This is a genomic window from Streptomyces sp. SID3212 (assembly GCF_009865405.1).
Classification (GTDB): domain Bacteria; phylum Actinomycetota; class Actinomycetes; order Streptomycetales; family Streptomycetaceae; genus Streptomyces.
On sequence record NZ_WWJY01000832.1, the window covers coordinates 1 to 18,886 of the forward strand.

Sequence of the window (18,886 nt, forward strand, 5' to 3'; positions counted from 1 at the left end):
CTGCGCGGCTTCCGGCACGGTCTCGACCGCCGGCTCGGGCTCGGGCTCCGGCACGATCTCGGCCGCCGGCTCGGGCTCCGGGGTCGCCTCGGGGGTGGGCTCCGGCAGCGGCTCCGGGTCCGGCTCCGCCACCGGGGCGATGTCCGCCTCCGGTACGGGGATCGCCTCGGGTACGGGGATCGCGTCCGGCACGGGTGCCGGCTCCACGAACGCTTCCTGTACGGCCTCCGGTTCCGCCACCGGCACGCTCGCCTCCGGGGACTCCGGGGTTTCCGGCGCCGGTTCGGCCTGCTCCGCCGCCACAGGTGTCTCTTCCGGTGCCTGCTCGGAGTCCGGTCCGGGCTGCGGCTCGGACTCGGTCGGGGGCAGGTGCGCCTCGGCCTCCGCCGGTACGAACTCCTCCGCCGCGGCCGGTTCCCGCACCGCTTCGGCCGGCTCGGGCCGCGGCTCCGCCACGACCGGCTCGGGTTCCTGAACGACCGTTTCTGCCGGGGCCGCCGTTTCGGCGCTCCAGGGGGTGCCCGCCTGCGGCGGGATCTCGCTCAGCTGGGGAACGGCGGGTGCCGGGGCCACCGCGGCGTCCTCACGCGGGATGTCCAGGTACTCGGGGCCCAGAGTCGGGGTGGGCTGCGCGCGGTTCCGTACCCGGACCGCCCGGGACGGGGTCGCGGCGGGCCCGCGGTCGGCCAGGGAGCGCACCACCCCGCCGGAGGTGTCCGGCACGGGCGGGCCCAGGTGCAACGGCCGGCGCACGGGCGTCGGAGCCGGGGCGGGGGCGGGAGCCGGTGCCGTCCGGACAGGGGCGGGCTCGGGCGGGGGGATCCGTACACCGGTGAGATCGACCGCACCGGAGTCCCGGCCGTCGGTCTCGTGCGCCTCCGGCTGGTGCAGGTGCAGACCGCGCCCGAGGGATCCCTGGGCGGGTGACTCCTGCGATTCCTGTGACTTCCGTGCATCGTGCGACTGCTGCGACTGCTGCGACTCTTCGACAGGAGATTCCTGTACGGGAGATTCCGGGCCGGTGGGTCCCTGGTCCCCGGCTCCCTGATCCGCAGGTCCCTGGTCCGTGGACTCCTGTGCCGTCGGCTCCACGGCTGTGAGGGGCTCCTGCGCGGCGGGCTCCTGGCCGGCCACCTCGTGGCCCAGCGCGTGCTGTTCCGCCACCTGTGGTGCCACCGGCTCCTGGACCGCGGCTCCTTCGCCCGCCGGCACCTGCTCCGCCTGCGGCGCGGCGAAGGCCTCCGGCGCCGTGAACTCCGGCGCCCGGAACGCCTGCTCGGCCACGAACCCCTGCTCGGCCGGGAACTCCCGCGGCGGCTCGTACACCTCCCCATCCGGGACCGGGACCGGGTCCGACGCCGGGACCGGGGCGGAGAGGGAAGGGGAAACCGGCTCCGCCGGCGGCGCCGGCTGTTCTATAGGCGGCGCCTGCTGCTCCACCCGTACCGGCTCCGGCGGAGCCACCGGCAACGGGTCGCCCCACGCCCCCTGCGCGCTCGGCATGAGCAGCAGGTCCTCGTCCTCCACCACCGTCTCCGAGGGGACCGCGTAGACCTGCTCCCCGTACGACGTGTCCTGGTAGGCGGGCTCCTGATACGGCGGCTGCTGGTACGAGGGCTCCTGATAGGCCGCCTCCGGGTACACCGCGTCCGGGTACACCGAGTCGCCGTACGAGGGGTCGGGGCGCAGCGGGTCCGGGTACAGCGCGTCCGGGTCCGGGTACGCGTACGCACTCGGCGCGGGGACGCCGTGCTGCTCCACCATGCCCGCGTTCTCCGGCAGTACCTCGCCCGGGACCTGGCCGGTGTCAGTCATGCGTACCCCTCGCCCATTGGTTGTGCTCCTACGGCCCTTCACCGGGGCGACGGCTCCGCAGATCGTCGGTGCTCCCCGCGCTTGTCATGGAACAACGAGCGTGGGCGTCGCGCGGCACGACACGGCCCGCTGTGGGCTGCGCCACGTCGCGCTTCCCCCGGTTTCGCTGTACCACATCAAGGCCCAAAACGGGCCCCTTTTCCGGACATTGACGAACGAAGCGACGAACGTCCGGCTGCGGTACAACGATCGGCCAGCCTACCTCGGGTCTACGACAACCGGAGGCAGGGGGCGGAGCGGCGACGGGGTGCGCGGGGCTGTCAGGAGGTCGTGTCGGAGCGCTGTCCGGACACCAGGAAGACCACGGAACGCTCCCGTTCCGACCAGTCCGCGGTGTCGAGGTCGACGGACTGGAGCAGGACACATTCCACCGCATATCCCCCGTCCCGCAAGGCAGTTCCGATGGCTTCCGCCTCGTCACGGTTGGCCGCGTGGGTCACGATGCGCTCGGGTCTGCGGTCGGCGACGGCGATGACGACGTCGATGCCGCCGCCCCCGATCCGTACGACGTCGGGCTCGGGCAGGCGCTCCAGAACGTGGGGGGCGCGTCCTTGGACGACTTGGAGCTGAACACCGGCGCGCCGGGCCGCCGCCGCTGTGCTGGCGCACGCCCCCGGCTCGTCGTCCACGGCGATCACGGCGGCGCCGAAGCGGGCCGCCTCGGCGGCGAGTGCCCCGCTGCCGGAGCCGATGTCCCAGACGAGATCGCCGGTACGGGCGCCGATCCGGGAGAGCTGGGCGGCGCGCAGCCAGGTCGACTCGCCCTCGTCGAGCTCTATGCCGTACTCCTCGGTGGGCAGCGCCCAGCCCCGCTCGGCCGGCGGGTAGGCGGGGTCGCGTCCGGCGATCCAGCCGCTGACCGGGGAGACGGCGGTCCCGATGCCGCCGATGACGATCACGACGTTGGGGTCGCGCCACTCGTGGTCGGCCGCCTTGTCCGAGGTGAGGACACTGACCTTCTCGCGGTCGGTGCCCAGTTCCTCGCAGATGACGAAGGTGCGGTGGACGCCTTCGAGGAGCAGGGCGAGTTCGGCGGGGCCCGCGCCCGGGGAGGTGAGGACGGCGACCTTGGTGTGCGCCCGGCACACGTTGACGGCGCGGCGCAGCGTACGGGCGTGAGCGACGACGATCTGGGCGTCCTCCCAGGGCATGCCGGCCCGGGCGAAGGCCGCCGCCACGGCGGAGACGGCGGGGACGACCTCGACCTCCAGGCCGTGTTCCGGGTCGCGCAGCGTCCGTACGACACCGAAGAAGCCGGGGTCGCCGTCGGCGAGGACCACCACGCTGCCGCGGTGCCCGGCGATCCGGCGCGCGGCCAGGTCGATACTGCCGAGCTGGACGCGCTCGGCGCTCGCCGGGATCTCGGGCAGGGCCAGATGGTGGGGGGCTCCGGCGACCAGGGTCGCGGCGGACAGGGCGGAGTTGCCGGCAGCGGTAAGGGGTGAGCCGTCCCAGCCGATCACCGTGACGCGGTCGGCCATCTTCTTCAAGTCTCCAGGAATGTGTCGCCGGGTGGCGGTCGGTCGGGGGCGGTGAACGTCGGTCGGGGGTGGTGAGGGTCGGTCGGGGGTGGTGAGGGTCGAGAGGAGTAGCGAGGGTCGATCGACCGCTCGTGATGGTCAGTTCCAGTCCGTGAAGGACGCGTATCCGCTGTCCGCCATCTGCTCCGCCACACCTTCCAGATCCTCGGGCAGCAGGCTCCAGACGAGGAGGTCGGTGCGGAAGTCCGTCCAGCCGCCGTCCTCGGTCTGCGTACGCGCTATCCACGCGCTGCGCAGCACGCCCTCGCTGATGCAGCCGATCTTCTGGGCAACCTGCTGGGAGGCGGTGTTGTCGGCGGCCGTACGGACCTCGATGCGCTCGAACTTCTGGTCGCGGAACAGCCATTGGGCGACGGCGAGCACCGATTCGGTGGCGTAACCCTCGCCTCGCGCCCAGGGGGCGGTGACGTACTGCGCCTCGGTCGCGAGGGCGCGCCAGTTGGTGTGGTGGAGCCGCACGATGCCGACGAGCCGCTGCGTGAGGAACTCGGTGACGGCGAAGACGATGCCGCGTCCGCCGGTGCGTTCGGCGGGGGCGATGGTGCGGACCCACCGCTCGGCGTCCTCCTGGGTGTACGGGTGGGGCACGGACGTCCAGGCGGTGACCATCTCGTCGTTCATCATCTCGATGTGCGCGGGGATGTCCGACGGTTCGAAGGGGCGCAGCACCAGTCGCTCCGTGCTGATGGACACGTCCGGAAAGGTAGTCATGCGCAGCTCCATGCCTCAGTCCGTCGTAAATGCACAGCATGCAGCATCGGGGGAGCCCCGCGCACGACCGGGGTGCGCGGGGCCGGGGCGTGTCCGGTTACGCGGCGGGGCCGAAGGCGGGCAGGACCGCGCCGTTCTTGTAGGTGTCCTCGATGTACTTCTTCACCTCGGGCGAGTTGAGGAGCTTCGCGAGCTTCAGCACGCGCGGGTCCTTCTCGTTGCCCTCCTTCACGGCGAGGAAGTTGGCGTACGGGTTGTTCTCGGTCTTCTCCAGGGCGATGGAGTCCTGGGCGGGGTTGAGTTCGGCCTCGATGGCGTAGTTGCCGTTGATGACGGCGGCGTCCACGTCGTTGAGGGCGCGGGGCAGGGTGGCGGCTTCCAGTTCCTTGAACGTGAGGCCCTTGTCGTCCTTGATGTCGGCCAGCGAACCGGTGCCGCCGACACCGTCCTTGAGCGTGATCACACCGTTGTCGGCGAGGAGCTTGAGCGCGCGGCCCTCGTTGACGGTGTCGTTGGGGATCGCGATGCTCTGGCCGGCCTTGAGGCCGCTCAACTCCTCGACCTTCTTGGAGTAGAGGGCGAGCGGCTCCAGGTGGACGTTGACGACCGGCACGATGTGGGTGCCGTTCTTCTTGTTGAAGTCGTCCAGATAGGGCTTGTTCTGGAAGTAGTTGGCGTCGACCTCGCCGCTCTCGGTGGCGGTGTTCGGCAGGACGTAGTCCGTGAACTCCTTGACGTCGAGCTTGAGTCCGGCCTTGGCCGCCAGGTTCTTCTTGATGAAGTTCAGAATGTCGGCGTGCGGTGTCGGGGACGCGGCGACGAGCAGCGGCTTGGACTCGTCGGCCTTGGCGCCGTCGGCGGCCTTGGGGGCCGGGTCGGACGACGTGCCGCAGGCGCTCAGGGTGAGGGCGAGAGCGGCGGTGGCGGCAGCGGCGGTGAGCTTGATAGTGGTGCGCACGAAGAGTGCCTCTTTCCGGTGTGCGGTGGGGAGGCCCGGACAAGGAGTGCGGGCCGTTGCGGACGGTTCGGGTGTGCGGTGTGCGGTGTGCGGTGTGGTGGCGCCTAGGCGGTACGGACCCGGCGCGCCAGCAGTCGTACGGCCAGATCACCGATCAGCTGGATCACGGTGACGATCAGGATCAGCACCACGACGGTGGCGATCATGAAGCCGTTCTCGAAGCGCTGGAATCCGTAGGTGACGGCCTTTGAACCGAGGCCTTCGCCTCCCACCGCCCCCGCCATCGCCGAGTAGCCGATGAGCGCGATGACGGTGGTGGTGGTCCCGGAGACGATCGACGGCAGGGCCTGCGGCAGCAGGACCTTGCGGACGATGGTGGGGATGGAACCGCCCATGGCCTGGACGGCCTCGACCAGTCCGTGGTCGACCTCGCGGATCGCGGTCTCGACCAGGCGGGCGAAGAACGGGACGGCGCCGATCGCGAGCGGCACGATCATGGCGGTCGGGCCGATGAAGGTGCCGACCACGAAGGTGGTGAAGGGGATCAGGGCGATCAGCAGGATGATGAACGGCAGCGAGCGGCCGATGTTCACGATCACGCCGACGACCTTGTTCACCGGGGCGTTCTGGAGCAGTCCGCCCTTGTCGGTGAGGACCAGCAGGATGCCGAGGGGCAGTCCGCCGGCGACGGTGACGAGCGCGGACCACAGCACCATGTAGAGGGTGTCGACGGTCCCCTGGGACAGCAGGGGCTGCATCTCGGACCAGGTCACTTGGCACCTTCCTTGGTGAGAGCGGGGTTGTCGCCGGCCGCCCGGGGCGGGTCCTCGACGATCTCGACCTGGAGCCCCTGCTCGCGCAGGAAGCCGACGGGGACGACGTTCTCCTCGTACGCGCCGGGCAGTTCGATCCGCATCCGGCCGATCTGCCGGCCGCCGACGGTGTCCATCGCCGCGCCGAGGATCGAGATGTCGATGTTGTACGTACGGGAGAGCCGGGAGATCACCGGCCGCGTGGCGGCCTCGCCCTGGAAGGTGACGTCGACGACCGTACGGCCGGGGCCCGAGGCGTCGCCCCCGACCGGGAACAGCTCGCGGGCCAGCTCGGAGCCGGGGGTGGCGAGCAGTTCGCTCACCGTGCCCGACTCGACGATCCGGCCCTCGCGCATCAGCGCGGCCGAGTCGCAGATCGTCTTCACGACCTCCATCTCGTGGGTGATGAGCAGCACGGTGAGGCCGAGTTGGCGGTTGAGGTCGCGCAGGAGCTGGAGGATCGAGCGGGTGGTCTCGGGGTCGAGGGCGCTGGTCGCCTCGTCGGAGAGCAGCACCTTGGGGTCGCCGGCCAGGGCGCGGGCGATGCCGACCCGCTGCTTCTGGCCGCCGGACAGCTGCGCCGGGTAGGCCTTGGCCTTGTCGGCGAGGCCGACCAGGTCGAGGAGTTCGAGGGCGCGGCGGGCGCGTTCGCGGGCGGGGACGCCGAGGATCTCCAGGGGCAGTTCGACGTTGTCCTGGACCGTGCGGGAGGACAGCAGGTTGAAGTGCTGGAAGACCATGCCGATCGAACTGCGGGCCCGGCGCAGCTCCTTGCCGGCCCGGTGGCCCCGGCCCGCGAGTGCGGTGAGGTCCTGGCCCGCGACGGTCACGGTGCCGGAGGTGGGGCGTTCGAGGAGGTTGACGCAGCGGATGAGTGAGGACTTGCCGGCGCCGCTCTGTCCGACGACGCCGAAGACCTCACCCTCGCGGACGTGGAGGTCGACACCGTCGAGCGCGGTGATCTCCCGGCCGCGCCCTCGGGCGGACCGGTAGACCTTCGTCAGGCCCGTAGTAGTGATCACAGGGGGGTTCCGTCACAGTCGGGTGGCGCGGCGGAGGGTCCGCCGGCGCGGGGCAGGGGGCATGGGTCAGCGACACGGGGCGTGGGCAGGGCATGGGCACGGCTCAGGGCGACACGGCACGGCCGACGCGGTGGGTCACCGGGAGGCGGCGTGTGTGCGGGGGGGGCGTGCGGTGGCCCGTACAGAACGTGGGGGCCCGTGAAGGCCCTCAGGTGGTACGGGAAACGGCGCGGCTGTTGTCCTCGCTTCGGGGCGCGAGGCTCAGGCAGGGGCCCTCAGTTGGCGCACATTCGACACAGACAACGAGCACCGGGCGTCGTGATCGCCTCGGTCGCGGGGGCGCGGTTGCTCGTCCTGGTCATGCGGTAAGTAAAGCAGACGTCAGTACTTTGCCAAGAGGGCTGTCCGCATAGCGGACTCGTCCGTCGCACCATGCGGACGCCCCCTGGCTGGTGTCACGGGTCGGGGGCCGGTCTCAGCCGGCGATACGGATCTCCACTCCCCCGGCCGTGACCTGGGCCGACACGGTGGAGAGGTCGTCGACGACCGCGTCGGCGACCAGTTCCTCGCGGAGGTGGGTTGTGGCCAAGGCCACGGTCCGCATACCGGCGGCGCGGGCGGCCGTGAGTCCGGCGGGCGCGTCCTCGAAAACCAGGCAGCGGGCCGGGTCCACGCCGAGGAGCCGGGCGGCGAGCAGGAACGGTTCGGGGTCGGGCTTGCCACGGGTGACGTCGTCGGCCGTGACCAGGGTCTTGGGGCGCAGCCCGGCCGCGCCGAGGCGGGCGTCCGCGAGCCGCCGGGAGGCGGAGGTGACGACGGCCCAGCGTTCGCCGGGCAGCGAGGCGAGCAGGTCGGCGGCGCCCGGCACCAGGACGACCCCGCCGGCGGCGTCGTCGATCTCCAGCTGTTCGATACGGGCGACGGCGGTCCGCACCCGCGCGGCGGGGACCAGGTCGGCCACGATCTCCGCGGCGGGGCGGCCGTGCAGCCCGTACCGCGCGAAGGCGTCCGCCGTGATGCCGTACTCCTCGACCCACCGGCCCCAGCAGCGCAGGACGGACTCCAGGGAGGAGACGAGCGTCCCGTCGTTGTCGAACAGCAGGGCCTCGGCGTCGAACCTCATGTCACTCCTCATGAGGGGGACAGTACGGGGCGTCCGGGGGCGCGCGCCGGGGTGATCGTTGCGGACGGCCGGGGGGGGCGGGCGCGGTGGACGCCCGGGGGCGCGCGCGGGCGGGTCAATCCGCCGTAATACGCTCGGGCCCATGCTCGTAGCCCTGACGGTCGCGGTCTCCGTGGCCGCGCTCGCCCTCGCCGCCTGGTGCGGTTTCGCCGCGTACCGGGACCAGCCGACCAAGGACTGGCACTTCATCGGCATGGCCGTGGTGTCGGCGCTGGCGCTGATCCAGGTGGTGGTGGGGATCGTGCTGGTGGGGCGCGGGGAGCGGGCGTCGGACGGGTCGGTGCTGTTCTTCTCGTACCTTCTGGGGGCACTGCTCGCGGTGCCCGCCGCCGGCTTCCTGTCCCTGACCGAGCGGACCCGCTGGGGCTCGGTGACGGTGTCGGCCGGGGCGGTCGTCCTGGCCGTGCTCGAAGTACGGCTCCACGACATCTGGGGTGGCTGAAACCATGGAGACACGGACCGGGCCGGAGACGCGGACCAGGCTCGTCAAGGGCCCCGGCCTGTTGCTGGTCTGGCTCTACGGCGTGATGACGGTGGGCGCGGTGTCCCGCTCCGTCTACCAGATCGCGGCCGAGTACGACCGGGCGCCGCTGGCGTATCTGCTGTCCGCCGTCGCGGCCGTGGTGTACGTCTTCATCACCTACACGCTCGTACGCGGCGGGGAGACGGCGCGCAAGATCGCGCTGGTGTGCTGCGGGGCCGAGCTGGTGGGCGTGCTGACCGTCGGGGTGTGGACGCTCGCCGACGCCTCCGCGTTCGCGGACTCCACGGTGTGGTCGTCCTTCGGCATGGGGTACCTGTTCATTCCCGTGCTCCTGCCGGTCACGGGGATCCTGTGGCTGCGCAGGCCGCGCGTCGCGGAATCCCCCCGTACCGGCGGGGATTCCGCTCTCGCGTCGTAGATCCGGGAAGCCTGTCCGCGGGTGGCCGCGCCGCTCTCAGGACGTCGGCCCCCGGGGTCAGGCGCTCGCGACGTACACCTCGGCGGCGGCCTCCTTCTCCAGCGTCACGAGGCGCAGGCGCGGGCCGATCTGCTCCGCCGACACCGGCGCGTAGCCCCGGCTCCGGTAGAGCCTCAGGTTGCCCTCGCTGCGGTGGCCCGTGAAGAGCCGGAAGCGCCGCGCGGCCGGTTCGGCCGCGAAGTGCTGTTCTATGGCGTCGAGCAGCCGACCGCCGAGGCCGTGGCGCTGGAGACGCGGGTGGACGATGAGTTTGGCGATACTCGCGGTGCCGGACGCGTCGACCGTGCCCCGTACCGACGCCACCACTTCGTCGCCGAGGCGGGCCACCAGGCCGTGCCCCCGGTCGAGTTCGGCCCTCAGGTCGTCCAGGGTCTGGGTGAGCGGTTCGATGGTGTAGTCGCCGTAGAGCTCGGCCTCGTTCTGGTAACACAGATATTGCAGCTTCAGGATCTGTTCCGCGTCCTGCGCACTCGCCGCAGAGATGGTCACGCTCATGCCCATGTGTGCATGCCTCCCGCTCACCTGGTACGCCGATTGTCTACCGCCTCTTTCCCCCAAGTTCAGCGGTGCCAATCTCCGGTGTGAGCATTCTTCGCAGGCATCCCAGGCATCGGGAACGCATCGGCCCTAAACTCCCCTGTGAGATACCCAACTCTCCTGCGATTTCGCGGTAGGTGGGGTCGTCGGGCGACAGCATCGCAGCCAGCAGGCGGGGGCAGCGCCCAGGTGTACGGCCCACGGCGGAGCGGAGCGCACGCCTCCGGTCGGCACGCAGTGCCACGCGCTCGGGGTCGGAGTCGGCTCCGGCGGCGGGCTGGGCGCGGGTGTAGGGGAGTTCGTGGGCGGCGGTACGGCGGCCCTGCCGGGCCTCGGCGCGTACGGCGGTACGGACCCAGCGGACGGTGTCGGGCGGCGGCCCCTCGCCCGCCATCCGCTCCAGCAGCCGTACCCACACCGCCTGTTCGAGATCGCGCGCCTCGACGGCGGCGCCGGGCGCCTCGGCCCTGGCCTCGGCGGCGACGAGCGGCCGGAGGGCGTGGAACAGGTCTTCGCGGCCGGGGGCCGTGTCGGCGGTCTTCATGCTGCGCGGGACGTATGACCGCCCGCCACCGGTTGCCCCCCGGCGGGGCTGTCACCCGACCGGGTCACGCCGGGGCGGCCGGCTGACGGGGGCGCTCTAGGGGCCCGTTTCCTGCCGACCGCGGAGGCGCCGGGTGGGGGGACCACCCGGCGCCGCCCGTCCGGCGGTCGGGTTCAGCGGGCGAGGAAGTCCTCGCGGGCCAGCAGACCGGTGTCCGGGTTGTCGGTGAAGATGCCGTCGATGCCCTGCTCGAACCAGACCTGGAAGGCGCCGAAGGCGTCGCCGTACGCGTTCGGGTCCGTACCGCGCCGGAAATCGGCCGGCAGGAACGAGTTCTCGTTGCGCATCGTGTACGGGTGCAGGATCAGGTGCTTCGCGTGCGCGTCCCGTACCAGCGTCGTCGGCGTGCCGAGCTTGCCCGTGGCGTCCCTGGGGATGATCAGGTCCAGCGTCGGGCCGATGCCCTGCGCGAACGACGCGATCCACCTCAGGCCGGCGGGGGTGACCAGGTCGGCGACCGTACGGGGGTCGTTGGCGACCCGGAAGTCCCAGGGGCGCGTCGCGGCGGCGTCGAGCAGGACCACGCGCCGCGTGCCGACCAGCTTCGCCATCTTCTGCATGCTGCTCGGCTCGAAGGACTGGAGCAGCAGCGGGGAGTCCTTGCGGTCCCGCCCGTACCGGCGCAGGAGCTTCGCGAGGCGGTCCTCCAGGGCGAGGCCGACGCCCCGGAAGTACGTGGGGTGCTTGGTCTCGACGTACAGCCAGACGGGACGGCCCCGGCGGCGGCCCTCGGCGTCGGCCCAGCGCAGGACCTCTTCGAAGGTGGGGACCTCCCAGTGGCCGTCGTACAGGGTGTTGCGCTGGCGGACGGCCGGGATGCGCTCCTTGGCGCGGAGCGTCTTGATCTCGGCGAGGGTGAAGTCCTCGGTGAACCAGCCGGTGATGCTCGTGCCGTCGACCACCTTGGTGGTCCTGCGGCCGGCGAACTCCGGGTGGTCGGCGACGTCGGTGGTGGCCGTGATGTCGTTCTCGTGACGGCAGATCAGGTGGCCGTCCTTGGTGGGGACCAGGTCCTGCTCGATCACGTGGGCGCCGAGGTCGAGGGCGAGCTGGTACGAGCCGAGGGTGTGCTCGGGCCGGTAGCCGCTGGACCCCCGGTGGCCGACGATCGTCGGGACGGGCAGTTCGGCGCCGGACGAGCCGTGGCCGCGCTCCGTGGCCTGGGCCGCAGTGGCCGCCGCCGTGGGCAGTGCCAGGGCCGCCGAGCCGAGCACCGCCGCTCCCAGTACGGTCCGCCGTCCGGGCGTGTGCCGCGCACCCTGTGTCATGAACGCTCCTTGGTGTGTTCCCGGGAATGTTCCCCCGGAGGTGATGTCCCTGATGTCCCGCACCTGTCAAGACCTGTCCGACGGGGCCCGAGCGTAGGCTTTTCTCCCCTCCGTACGGCAGATGGCACACAAACGTGACGCGAACTCACGTCAACACTGGGTATCGAGTCGATGAACCCGACGTGCGGTGACCCGTGACCCGCGAGTATCGTCCTCACCTGCACGGAGACCGTCCACGACGACCATTCACGACGACCATTTCACGACGCCGGAGGATCTGTTGTCCCGCTTCGCGCTCATCAAGGCAGTGCTCGGCCCGCTCGTGCGCCTGATGTTCCGTACCCGCGTGGAGGGCGCCGAGCACATTCCCGCGAGCGGGCCCGTGATCCTCGCGGGCAACCACCTGACGTTCATCGACTCGATGATCCTTCCGCTGGTCTGCGACCGGCAGGTCTTCTTCATCGGGAAGGACGAGTACGTCACGGGCAAGGGCGTCAAGGGCCGGCTGATGGCGTGGTTCTTCACCGGCGTCGGCATGATCCCGGTGGACCGCGACGGCGGGCACGGCGGGGTGGCGGCGCTGATGACGGGGCGCCGGCTGCTGGACGAGGGCAAGATCTTCGGCATCTACCCGGAGGGCACCCGCTCCCCCGACGGCCGCCTGTACCGGGGCCGTACGGGCATCGCGCGGCTGACCCTGGAGACGGGGGCGCCGGTGGTGCCGTTCGCGATGATCGGCACGGACAAGCTCCAGCCCGACGGCAAGGGCATGCCGCGCTCGGGCAAGGTGACGGTCCGCTTCGGGAAGCCGATGGAGTTCTCGCGGTACGAGGGCATGGACCGGCACCGGTACGTGCTGCGGGCGGTGACGGACTCGGTGATGGCGGAGGTCATGGCGCTGTCGGGGCAGGAGTACGTGGACATGTACGCGAGCAAGGCGAAGGCGGCGTAGCCGGGTCTGTGGGGTGGGGGCGCCGCGCGCGTCTTCGGCGTGCCGCCGGGTTCGTCCTCAAGCGCCGGACGGGCTGAGAAGGCGGGCTCGACCCGGACCGGAAGCGCCACGCACCGGGCCCGGGACGGGTTCGTGTCAGCCGTCCAGTTTTTCGGCGCGCAGTAGGAAGAACGCCGCCACCGACGCGGCCAGCAGTACCGCCGCGCCCGCGCCCGCTGCCAGGCGCATGCCCTCCACGAACGCGTCCTGGGCCGTTCCCAGGAGGGCCGTGGCGTGGGCGGGTGGGAGGGTGGACGCCGCGTCCGCCGCGCCGCCCAGGGACTCGTGGGCGGCCCGCGCCGCGTCCGCCGGTATCCCCGGCGGTGTGGCGAAGTCGCGGTAGACGCCCGTGACGATCGAGCCGAGCAGCGCGATCCCGAGCGCCGCGCCCAGTTCGTACGCGGTCTCCGACACGGCGGAGGCCGCGCCCGCCTGTTCCTTCGGGACGCCCGCCAGGATGACGTCCGCCGTGACCGTGAAGGAGAGGCCCGCGCCGACGCCCACCACCAGCAGCACCGCGCCCAGCACCGGATAGCCCGTGGACTGGCCGAGCCCGGTCAGGGCCGCCAGCGCCAGCCCGATCGCCGCGAGGCCGCCGGCCACCACGGACCGTACCGAGTAACGGCGGGCCAGCACACCCGCCAGCAGCCCGGCGGCCACCGCGCCCACGGCGGCGGGCAGTTCCGCCAGGCCCGCCTCCAACGGGGCCCGCCCCTGGACCAGTTGCAGGAACTGCGACAGGAAGAACACCAGGCCCGACAGGCCCAGGATGGTCAGCAGGTCCGCCAGCACCGCCCCCGAGAAGCCCCGGTTACGGAAGAGCCGCATGTCCAGCAGGGGCCTCGGCAGGGTGAGTTGGCGCCGTACGAACCAGAAGAGCGCGGCGGCGCCGGCCAGACCGGCCGCCGCGGCCTCCCCGCGTATCCCGTGCGCGGCCGTCTCCTTGACCGCGTACACCACCCCGATCACACCGACCAGGGACAGCACCACGCTGGTCAGGTCCCAGGGGCCCGGGGACGGGTCCTTGGACTCGGGCAGCAGTCTGGCCCCGACGACCACCAGGACCGCCATCACGGGCAGGTTGATCAGGAAGACCGAGCCCCACCAGAAGTGCTCCAGCAGGAAGCCGCCCACCACGGGTCCGACGGCGGCGCCGGCCGAGGCCGTCGCGCCCCAGACGCCGACGGCCAGGCTGCGCTCCCTCGGGTCGGGGAAGATGTTGCGGATCAGCGCCAGGGTGGCCGGCATCAGGGTCGCGCCGGCCACGCCGAGCAGCGCCCGCGCCGCGATCATCATCTCCGGGCTCGTCGCGTACGCGGTCAGCACGGAGACGCCGCCGAACGCGGTCGCCCCGATCAGCAGGAGCTTCTTGCGCCCGATGCGGTCGCCGAGGCTGCCCATCGAGACGAGGAGACCGGCGATGACGAACGAGTAGACGTCGCCGATCCAGAGCAACTGCGTGCCGGTGGGCCGGAGATCCTCGCTGAGGAACGGCGTGGCGAGGCCGAGGACCGTCGCGTCGACGGCCACGAGCAGGACGGCGAGGACCAGCACGGCCAGCGCGACCCACCGGGCCGCGCGGGACAGCGGCGCGCCCGGTTCCGCCGGACCGGCCGGGGTCGTCAACAGCTGGGTGGTGGTCATTTCTCCGTGCTCCGTCGTGCTCCGCCGAGCAGCAGCTCGGTGGTCATATGGGTGAAGTCCTTGGCCGCGACCCGTCCGTCCTGGACGGACCAGGCGCAGGCGCCGATCAACGCGTAGAGCGCCTCGGTCAGCCAGGCGGGACTGAGGTCGATCCGGAACTCGCCCCCCTCCTGGCCGCGCCGGAAGAGCGCGGAGACGCGGGCGTCGAGGCGGTTCCACCCCTCGTCGACCTCGCCCTCGAAGAGCTGGTTCTCGGTGACGAGGAAGGCGAGGAGCCCGGCTGCCGGTTCGACGGCGGCGACAAGGCGGCGCAGCGCCTCGGCGGCCCGGCCCTCGTCCAGCCGCGCGGTGTCGAGCGCCGTCTCGAACTCCTGGATGCCCCGTTCCTCCAGCGCCTTCACCAGCGCGTCCCGCCCGGCGAAGTGCCGGTGGAGGGTCGCCCGGCCGATCCCAGCGGCGCGGGCGACCTCGTCCATGGTGGCGGTCGCCTTACGGGTGAGCAGGGCGGCGGCGGTACGGAGCACCTGGTCACGATCCACAGTCATGAGACGAGCATAACCCAGATGAGACATGAACGTCTCATCGCATCCGAGGACCCTTTCCGCACGGGCCACGGGCCCCCTTCCCCGCGCGGGGCCCCGTTCGCGATCATGGTGGGATGAAGCCACTGCTGCTCATCGACGTGGACGGGCCGCTCAATCCGTACGCGGCCAAGGCGACACAACGGCCCGCCGGGTACGCCACCCATCACATGCGGCCCACCGGCTGGACCGAGACCCAGGCGCTCCGGGTCTGGCTCAACCCCGAGCACGGCGTGGAACTGCTCGCGCTCACCGAGTGGTTCGACCTCGTCTGGGCCACCACCTGGAAGGGCGAGGCGAACGACTGGATAGGACCGCGCCTCGGGCTGCCCGAACTCCCCTACATCGACTGGCCCCAGATGCACGGAAGGGCCCCTCGCGGGACCTTCTGGAAGACGCAGTACATCCTGGAGTACGCGGCGGGGCGGCCGTTCGCCTGGGTCGACGACGACATCACCACGTTCGACCACGAGTGGGTGGCGGAAAAACACCTCGCCGCCGCCCTGTTGCTGCACATCGATCCCCGGATCGGGCTGATCCGACCGGACTTCGACGCGCTCGCGGACTGGGCGGCGGCGCTGTAGAACTACCTGACGGGCGTACGGACGTACGGGCGGCTAGCGCTTCGCCGTCGCCCACGCGTGCTGGATCACCAGGTCGGCCTTGAGCTCGGAGAGTTGCACCGCCACCGCCGACGGAGCCGTACCGCCCCGCCCGTTGCGGGACGCCAGCGAGCCCGGCACGTTGAGGACCGAGCGCACGTCCGGTGTGAGGTGCTCGGAGATCTTGGCGAACTGGTCGTCCGTGAGCTGGTCCAGCTCGATGCCCAGCGCCTCGCACTCCTTGACGCACTCTCCCGCGACCTCGTGGGCCACCCGGAACGGCACGTTCTGCCGGACCAGCCACTCGGCGATGTCCGTGGCGAGCGAGAAACCGGCCGGGGCCAGCTCCTCCATGCGCGTGCGGTTCACGGTCAGGGTCGCCATCATGCCGGTGAACGCCGGGAGCAGCACTTCCAGTTGGTCGCAGGAGTCGAAGACCGGCTCCTTGTCCTCCTGGAGGTCGCGGTTGTACGCGAGCGGCAGCGCCTTGAGCGTGGCCAGCAGGCCGGTCAGGTTGCCGATGAGCCGGCCGGACTTGCCGCGCGCCAGCTCCGCGATGTCCGGGTTCTTCTTCTGCGGCATGATCGACGAGCCGGTGGAGAAGGCGTCGTGGAGGGTGACGAAGGAGAACTCCTTCGTGTTCCACAGGATGACCTCCTCCGCGATCCGCGAGAGGTTGACGCCGATCATCGCGGTGATGAAGGCGAACTCGGCGACGAAGTCACGGGAGGCCGTGCCGTCGATGGAATTGCCCACCGAGCCCCGCTCGAAGCCGAGTTCGGCGGCGACCGCCTCGGGGTCGAGGCCGAGGGAGGAGCCGGCCAGCGCGCCGGAGCCGTACGGGGAGACCGCCGTGCGCTTGTCCCACTGCCGCAGCCGCTCGGCGTCCCGGGAGAGCGACTGGACGTGCGCGAGGACGTGGTGCGCGAAGAGGACGGGCTGGGCGTGCTGGAGGTGCGTACGGCCCGGCATCGCGACGGACTGGTGGGCCTCGGCGAGGCCGACCAGCGCGCTCTGGAGGTCCGTGATCAGGCCGCCGATGATCCGGGCGTGGTCGCGCAGGTACATCCGGAAGAGGGTGGCGACCTGGTCGTTGCGGGACCGGCCGGCGCGCAGCTTGCCGCCGAGGTCGGCGCCGAGGCGCTCCAGGAGGCCCCGCTCCAGGGCGGTGTGGACGTCCTCGTCGGCGACCGTGCCGGTGAACGAGCCGTCGGCGACGTCGGATTCGAGCCGGTCGAGACCGTCGAGCATCCGGGTCAGCTCGTCGGCGGTGAGCAGTCCCGCCCTGTGGAGGACGCGGGCGTGGGCGCGGGAGCCGGCGATGTCGTACGGCGCGAGCCGCCAGTCGAAGTGGACGGACGCCGACAACGCCTCCAGCGCCGCGGAGGGGCCGTCCGCGAAACGGCCGCCCCAGAGCCGGACATCACCCTTGTTGCTGCTCACTGCTGCTCCTCGGAGGGATCGGGAAGTGCCACCGCCTCCCCGCCACGGAGGAACGGGGAGGCGGATGCCGTGCGGTTGGGGGAACGGGGAAGGTCAGACCAGGTCGCGCTTGGCGGCGATCTTCGACGAGAGGCCGAAGATCTCGATGAAGCCCTGCGCCTTGGACTGGTCGAACGTGTCGCCCGAGTCGTACGTGGCGAGGTTGAAGTCGTACAGCGACTCCTCGGACCTCCGGCCGGTGACGACCGCGCGCCCGCCGTGCAGGGTCATCCGGATGTCGCCGGTGACGTGCTGGTTCGCCTCGTTGATGAAGCCGTCCAGGGCGCGCTTGAGCGGCGAGAACCACAGGCCGTCGTAGACCATCTCACCCCAGCGCTGCTCGACCTGCCGCTTGTAGCGGGCCAGCTCGCGCTCGACGGTGACGTTCTCCAGCTCCTGGTGGGCGGTGATCAGGGCGATCGCGCCGGGGGCCTCGTACACCTCACGGGACTTGATGCCCACGAGCCGGTCCTCGACGATGTCGATCCGGCCGATGCCCTGGCCGCCGGCCCGCTCGTTGAGCTGCTGGATCGCCTGGAGGACGGTGACGGGCCTGCCGTCGAGGGCGACCGGGACGCCCTCCTTGAAGGAGATGACGACCTCGTCGGCCTCGCGCGGGAGGGACGGGTTCTGCGTGTACTCGTAGATGTCCTCGATCGGCGCGTTCCAGATGTCCTCCAGGAAGCCCGTCTCGACGGCGCGCCCGAAGACGTTCTGGTCGATCGAGTACGGGGACTTCTTGGTGGTCGCGATCGGGAGGTTCGCCTTCTCGGCGAAGGCGATCGCCTTGTCCCGGGTCATCGCGTAGTCGCGGACGGGGGCGATGCACTTGAGGTCGGGGCCGAGCGCGGAGATGCCGGCCTCGAACCGCACCTGGTCGTTGCCCTTGCCGGTGCAGCCGTGGGCGACGATGCCGGCGCCGTGCTTGTGCGCGGCGGCCACGAGGTGCTTGACGATCGCGGGCCGGGAGAGGGCCGAGACCAGCGGGTAGCGATCCATGTAGAGGGCGTTGGCCTTGATCGCCGGGAGGCAGTACTCCTCGGCGAACTCGTCCTTCGCGTCCGCGACCTCGGCCTCGACCGCACCGCAGGCGAGCGCGCGCTTGCGGATGACGTCCAGGTCCTCGCCGCCCTGGCCGACGTCCACGGCAACGGCGATGACCTCGGCGCCCGTCTCCTCGGCGATCCAGCCGATGGCGACAGAGGTGTCCAGGCCGCCCGAGTAGGCGAGTACGACGCGCTCGGTCACGGGTTTCTCCTTACGGTGCATTCACTGATGGGTATAACTATGCAGTGGACCGTATGGTTTGTCAAAGTGCCTCGTGAGGGCTGTGGGGTACGGGTGCCACCTCCCCGGAACCGGGGGTACCGGCGACAATCGTGGCATGGGAAAGCTCTACGAACGGATCGACGGCCGGATACGTACCTTCATCGAGGAACAGCCCGTCTTCTTCACCGCCACCGCTCCCCTGGCGGCCGACGGACACGTCAACCTCTCCCCCAAGGGGCGCGCGGGCAGCCTCGTCGTGCTCGACGAGGAGACGCTCGCGTATCTCGACTTCGGCGGCAGCGGCGCCGAGACCCTCGCGCACGTCCGGGAGAACGGCCGCATCACGCTGATGTGGTGCGCGTTCAGCGGCCCGCCGAAGGTGCTGCGGGTGCACGGCAGGGGCGAGGCGGTCTTCCGGGACGATCCGCGCTGGGCGGAGTACATCCCGCGCTTCGCGGACGCGGACGGGCCTTCGGCGCGGGCCGTGATCGTCGTCCACGCCGTGCGGATCAGTGACGCGTGCGGCTTCGCGGTGCCGTTCATGGACTACCGGGAGGAGCGCACGCAGCACGCGGAGCACTTCGGCCGGAAGACGGACGACGAGTTCGCGGCGTACTGCGCGAAGAAGGACCACGTGGGGGTGAGCCTGGACGGGCTGCCCGCGCTGCCGCTGCCCCTGCCCGCGCGGACCGCGTAGGCGGCGGTACGGGACCCGGTCCGCCCGTACGGGTGAGGGCGGTGGCTTCCGGGGGGGCCGGCGAGGAGGCGGGCCCGTACCGTCCTGAGCATGCGCGACGTCTCCCCGTACGGCCGGAGGCTCCTGGCCCTCGCCGCCGCCCTGCTC

The 18,886-nt window shown here is 71.3% G+C and carries 18 protein-coding genes and 1 pseudogene; 5 read left to right on the forward strand and 14 right to left on the reverse strand.

The window, feature by feature from the left end; genetic code table 11:
- The 7 genes and pseudogenes from GT042_RS38330 to GT042_RS25225 form a co-directional block, all read right to left on the reverse strand.
- A pseudogene (locus tag GT042_RS38330) lies at nt 1-1,815 on the reverse strand (hypothetical protein); the annotation flags it as partial.
- A 320-nt stretch (nt 1,816-2,135) separates the two neighbouring features.
- Nucleotides 2,136-3,356 carry a precorrin-6y C5,15-methyltransferase (decarboxylating) subunit CbiE gene (cbiE, locus tag GT042_RS25200; protein ID WP_161311019.1) on the reverse strand — a complete coding sequence of 407 codons (1,221 nt, stop codon included), beginning with the start codon at nt 3,354-3,356 and terminating at the stop codon, nt 2,136-2,138.
- A gap of 138 nt (nt 3,357-3,494) precedes the next feature.
- Nucleotides 3,495-4,139: a GNAT family N-acetyltransferase gene (locus tag GT042_RS25205; protein WP_161311020.1), complete on the reverse strand. Its 645-nt coding sequence runs from the start codon at nt 4,137-4,139 to the stop codon at nt 3,495-3,497.
- 85 nt (nt 4,140-4,224) lie between these two features.
- On the reverse strand, nt 4,225-5,085 hold the full coding sequence (locus GT042_RS25210) for a MetQ/NlpA family ABC transporter substrate-binding protein (protein WP_161311021.1): 861 nt from the start codon (nt 5,083-5,085) through the stop codon (nt 4,225-4,227).
- Nucleotides 5,086-5,189: 104 nt separating this feature from the next.
- Nucleotides 5,190-5,858: a methionine ABC transporter permease gene (locus GT042_RS25215; RefSeq protein WP_161311022.1), complete on the reverse strand. Its 669-nt coding sequence runs from the start codon at nt 5,856-5,858 to the stop codon at nt 5,190-5,192.
- Nucleotides 5,855-6,919, reverse strand: a complete 1,065-nt coding sequence (locus GT042_RS25220; RefSeq protein WP_161311023.1) for an ATP-binding cassette domain-containing protein — start codon at nt 6,917-6,919, stop codon at nt 5,855-5,857. The genes GT042_RS25215 and GT042_RS25220 overlap by 4 nt, the downstream gene beginning before the upstream one ends.
- Before the next feature lie 475 nt (nt 6,920-7,394).
- Nucleotides 7,395-8,042: an HAD family hydrolase gene (locus GT042_RS25225; RefSeq protein ID WP_161311024.1), complete on the reverse strand. Its 648-nt coding sequence runs from the start codon at nt 8,040-8,042 to the stop codon at nt 7,395-7,397.
- A gap of 142 nt (nt 8,043-8,184) precedes the next feature.
- On the opposite strand from GT042_RS25225, the gene GT042_RS25230 reads away from it, so the two are divergent.
- Nucleotides 8,185-8,544, forward strand: a complete 360-nt coding sequence (locus GT042_RS25230; RefSeq protein ID WP_161311025.1) for a hypothetical protein — start codon at nt 8,185-8,187, stop codon at nt 8,542-8,544.
- 4 nt (nt 8,545-8,548) lie between these two features.
- The gene (locus GT042_RS25235; protein ID WP_161311026.1) at nt 8,549-9,004 is read left to right on the forward strand and encodes a hypothetical protein; all 456 of its coding nucleotides are present in this window, start codon (nt 8,549-8,551) and stop codon (nt 9,002-9,004) included.
- A gap of 57 nt (nt 9,005-9,061) precedes the next feature.
- Here GT042_RS25235 and GT042_RS25240 read toward each other — a convergent pair whose 3' ends face one another.
- The 3 genes from GT042_RS25240 to GT042_RS25250 form a co-directional block, all read right to left on the reverse strand.
- A complete protein-coding gene (locus GT042_RS25240; RefSeq protein ID WP_161311027.1) occupies nt 9,062-9,565 on the reverse strand; it encodes a GNAT family N-acetyltransferase in 504 nt (167 codons plus the stop codon).
- Nucleotides 9,566-9,602: 37 nt separating this feature from the next.
- A complete protein-coding gene (locus GT042_RS25245) occupies nt 9,603-10,145 on the reverse strand; it encodes a sigma-70 family RNA polymerase sigma factor (protein WP_161311028.1) in 543 nt (180 codons plus the stop codon).
- 173 nt (nt 10,146-10,318) lie between these two features.
- Nucleotides 10,319-11,473, reverse strand: coding sequence for a glycerophosphodiester phosphodiesterase (locus GT042_RS25250; RefSeq protein ID WP_161311029.1), 1,155 nt, complete (start codon nt 11,471-11,473; stop codon nt 10,319-10,321).
- A 280-nt stretch (nt 11,474-11,753) separates the two neighbouring features.
- On the opposite strand from GT042_RS25250, the gene GT042_RS25255 reads away from it, so the two are divergent.
- Entirely contained in the window at nt 11,754-12,425 is a 672-nt protein-coding gene (locus GT042_RS25255; protein ID WP_161311030.1) for a lysophospholipid acyltransferase family protein, read from the forward strand.
- Between the two features lie 135 nt (nt 12,426-12,560).
- Here the strand turns inward: GT042_RS25255 and GT042_RS25260 are convergent, their stop codons facing one another.
- Nucleotides 12,561-14,108 carry an MFS transporter gene (locus GT042_RS25260; protein ID WP_161311031.1) on the reverse strand — a complete coding sequence of 516 codons (1,548 nt, stop codon included), beginning with the start codon at nt 14,106-14,108 and terminating at the stop codon, nt 12,561-12,563.
- Entirely contained in the window at nt 14,105-14,653 is a 549-nt protein-coding gene (locus tag GT042_RS25265; protein ID WP_161311032.1) for a TetR/AcrR family transcriptional regulator, read from the reverse strand. The genes GT042_RS25260 and GT042_RS25265 overlap by 4 nt, the downstream gene beginning before the upstream one ends.
- A gap of 113 nt (nt 14,654-14,766) precedes the next feature.
- Between GT042_RS25265 and GT042_RS25270 the strand changes: the two genes are divergently transcribed.
- Nucleotides 14,767-15,273 carry an HAD domain-containing protein gene (locus GT042_RS25270; protein ID WP_161311033.1) on the forward strand — a complete coding sequence of 169 codons (507 nt, stop codon included), beginning with the start codon at nt 14,767-14,769 and terminating at the stop codon, nt 15,271-15,273.
- 33 nt (nt 15,274-15,306) lie between these two features.
- On the opposite strand, the gene argH is transcribed toward GT042_RS25270, so the two are convergent.
- Nucleotides 15,307-16,734 carry an argininosuccinate lyase gene (gene argH, locus GT042_RS25275; RefSeq protein ID WP_161311034.1) on the reverse strand — a complete coding sequence of 476 codons (1,428 nt, stop codon included), beginning with the start codon at nt 16,732-16,734 and terminating at the stop codon, nt 15,307-15,309.
- A 93-nt stretch (nt 16,735-16,827) separates the two neighbouring features.
- A complete protein-coding gene (locus tag GT042_RS25280) occupies nt 16,828-18,021 on the reverse strand; it encodes an argininosuccinate synthase (protein ID WP_161311035.1) in 1,194 nt (397 codons plus the stop codon).
- 136 nt (nt 18,022-18,157) lie between these two features.
- On the opposite strand from GT042_RS25280, the gene GT042_RS25285 reads away from it, so the two are divergent.
- Nucleotides 18,158-18,739: a pyridoxamine 5'-phosphate oxidase family protein gene (locus tag GT042_RS25285; RefSeq protein ID WP_161311036.1), complete on the forward strand. Its 582-nt coding sequence runs from the start codon at nt 18,158-18,160 to the stop codon at nt 18,737-18,739.
- Nucleotides 18,740-18,886: the final 147 nt, after the last annotated feature.

Excerpts from the sequence above, each read along its gene's own strand:
- cbiE (WP_161311019.1), bottom strand. The coding sequence starts at position 3,356 with ATGGCCGACCGCGTCACGGTGATCGGCTGGGACGGCTCACCCCTTACC.
- GT042_RS25205 (WP_161311020.1), bottom strand. The coding sequence starts at position 4,139 with ATGGAGCTGCGCATGACTACCTTTCCGGACGTGTCCATCAGCACGGAG.
- GT042_RS25225 (WP_161311024.1), bottom strand. The coding sequence starts at position 8,042 with ATGAGGTTCGACGCCGAGGCCCTGCTGTTCGACAACGACGGGACGCTC.
- GT042_RS25230 (WP_161311025.1), top strand. The coding sequence starts at position 8,185 with ATGCTCGTAGCCCTGACGGTCGCGGTCTCCGTGGCCGCGCTCGCCCTC.
- GT042_RS25235 (WP_161311026.1), top strand. The coding sequence starts at position 8,549 with ATGGAGACACGGACCGGGCCGGAGACGCGGACCAGGCTCGTCAAGGGC.
- GT042_RS25240 (WP_161311027.1), bottom strand. The coding sequence starts at position 9,565 with ATGGGCATGAGCGTGACCATCTCTGCGGCGAGTGCGCAGGACGCGGAA.
- GT042_RS25245 (WP_161311028.1), bottom strand. The coding sequence starts at position 10,145 with ATGAAGACCGCCGACACGGCCCCCGGCCGCGAAGACCTGTTCCACGCC.
- GT042_RS25250 (WP_161311029.1), bottom strand. The coding sequence starts at position 11,473 with ATGACACAGGGTGCGCGGCACACGCCCGGACGGCGGACCGTACTGGGA.
- GT042_RS25260 (WP_161311031.1), bottom strand. The coding sequence starts at position 14,108 with ATGACCACCACCCAGCTGTTGACGACCCCGGCCGGTCCGGCGGAACCG.
- GT042_RS25265 (WP_161311032.1), bottom strand. The coding sequence starts at position 14,653 with ATGACTGTGGATCGTGACCAGGTGCTCCGTACCGCCGCCGCCCTGCTC.
- GT042_RS25270 (WP_161311033.1), top strand. The coding sequence starts at position 14,767 with ATGAAGCCACTGCTGCTCATCGACGTGGACGGGCCGCTCAATCCGTAC.
- GT042_RS25285 (WP_161311036.1), top strand. The coding sequence starts at position 18,158 with ATGGGAAAGCTCTACGAACGGATCGACGGCCGGATACGTACCTTCATC.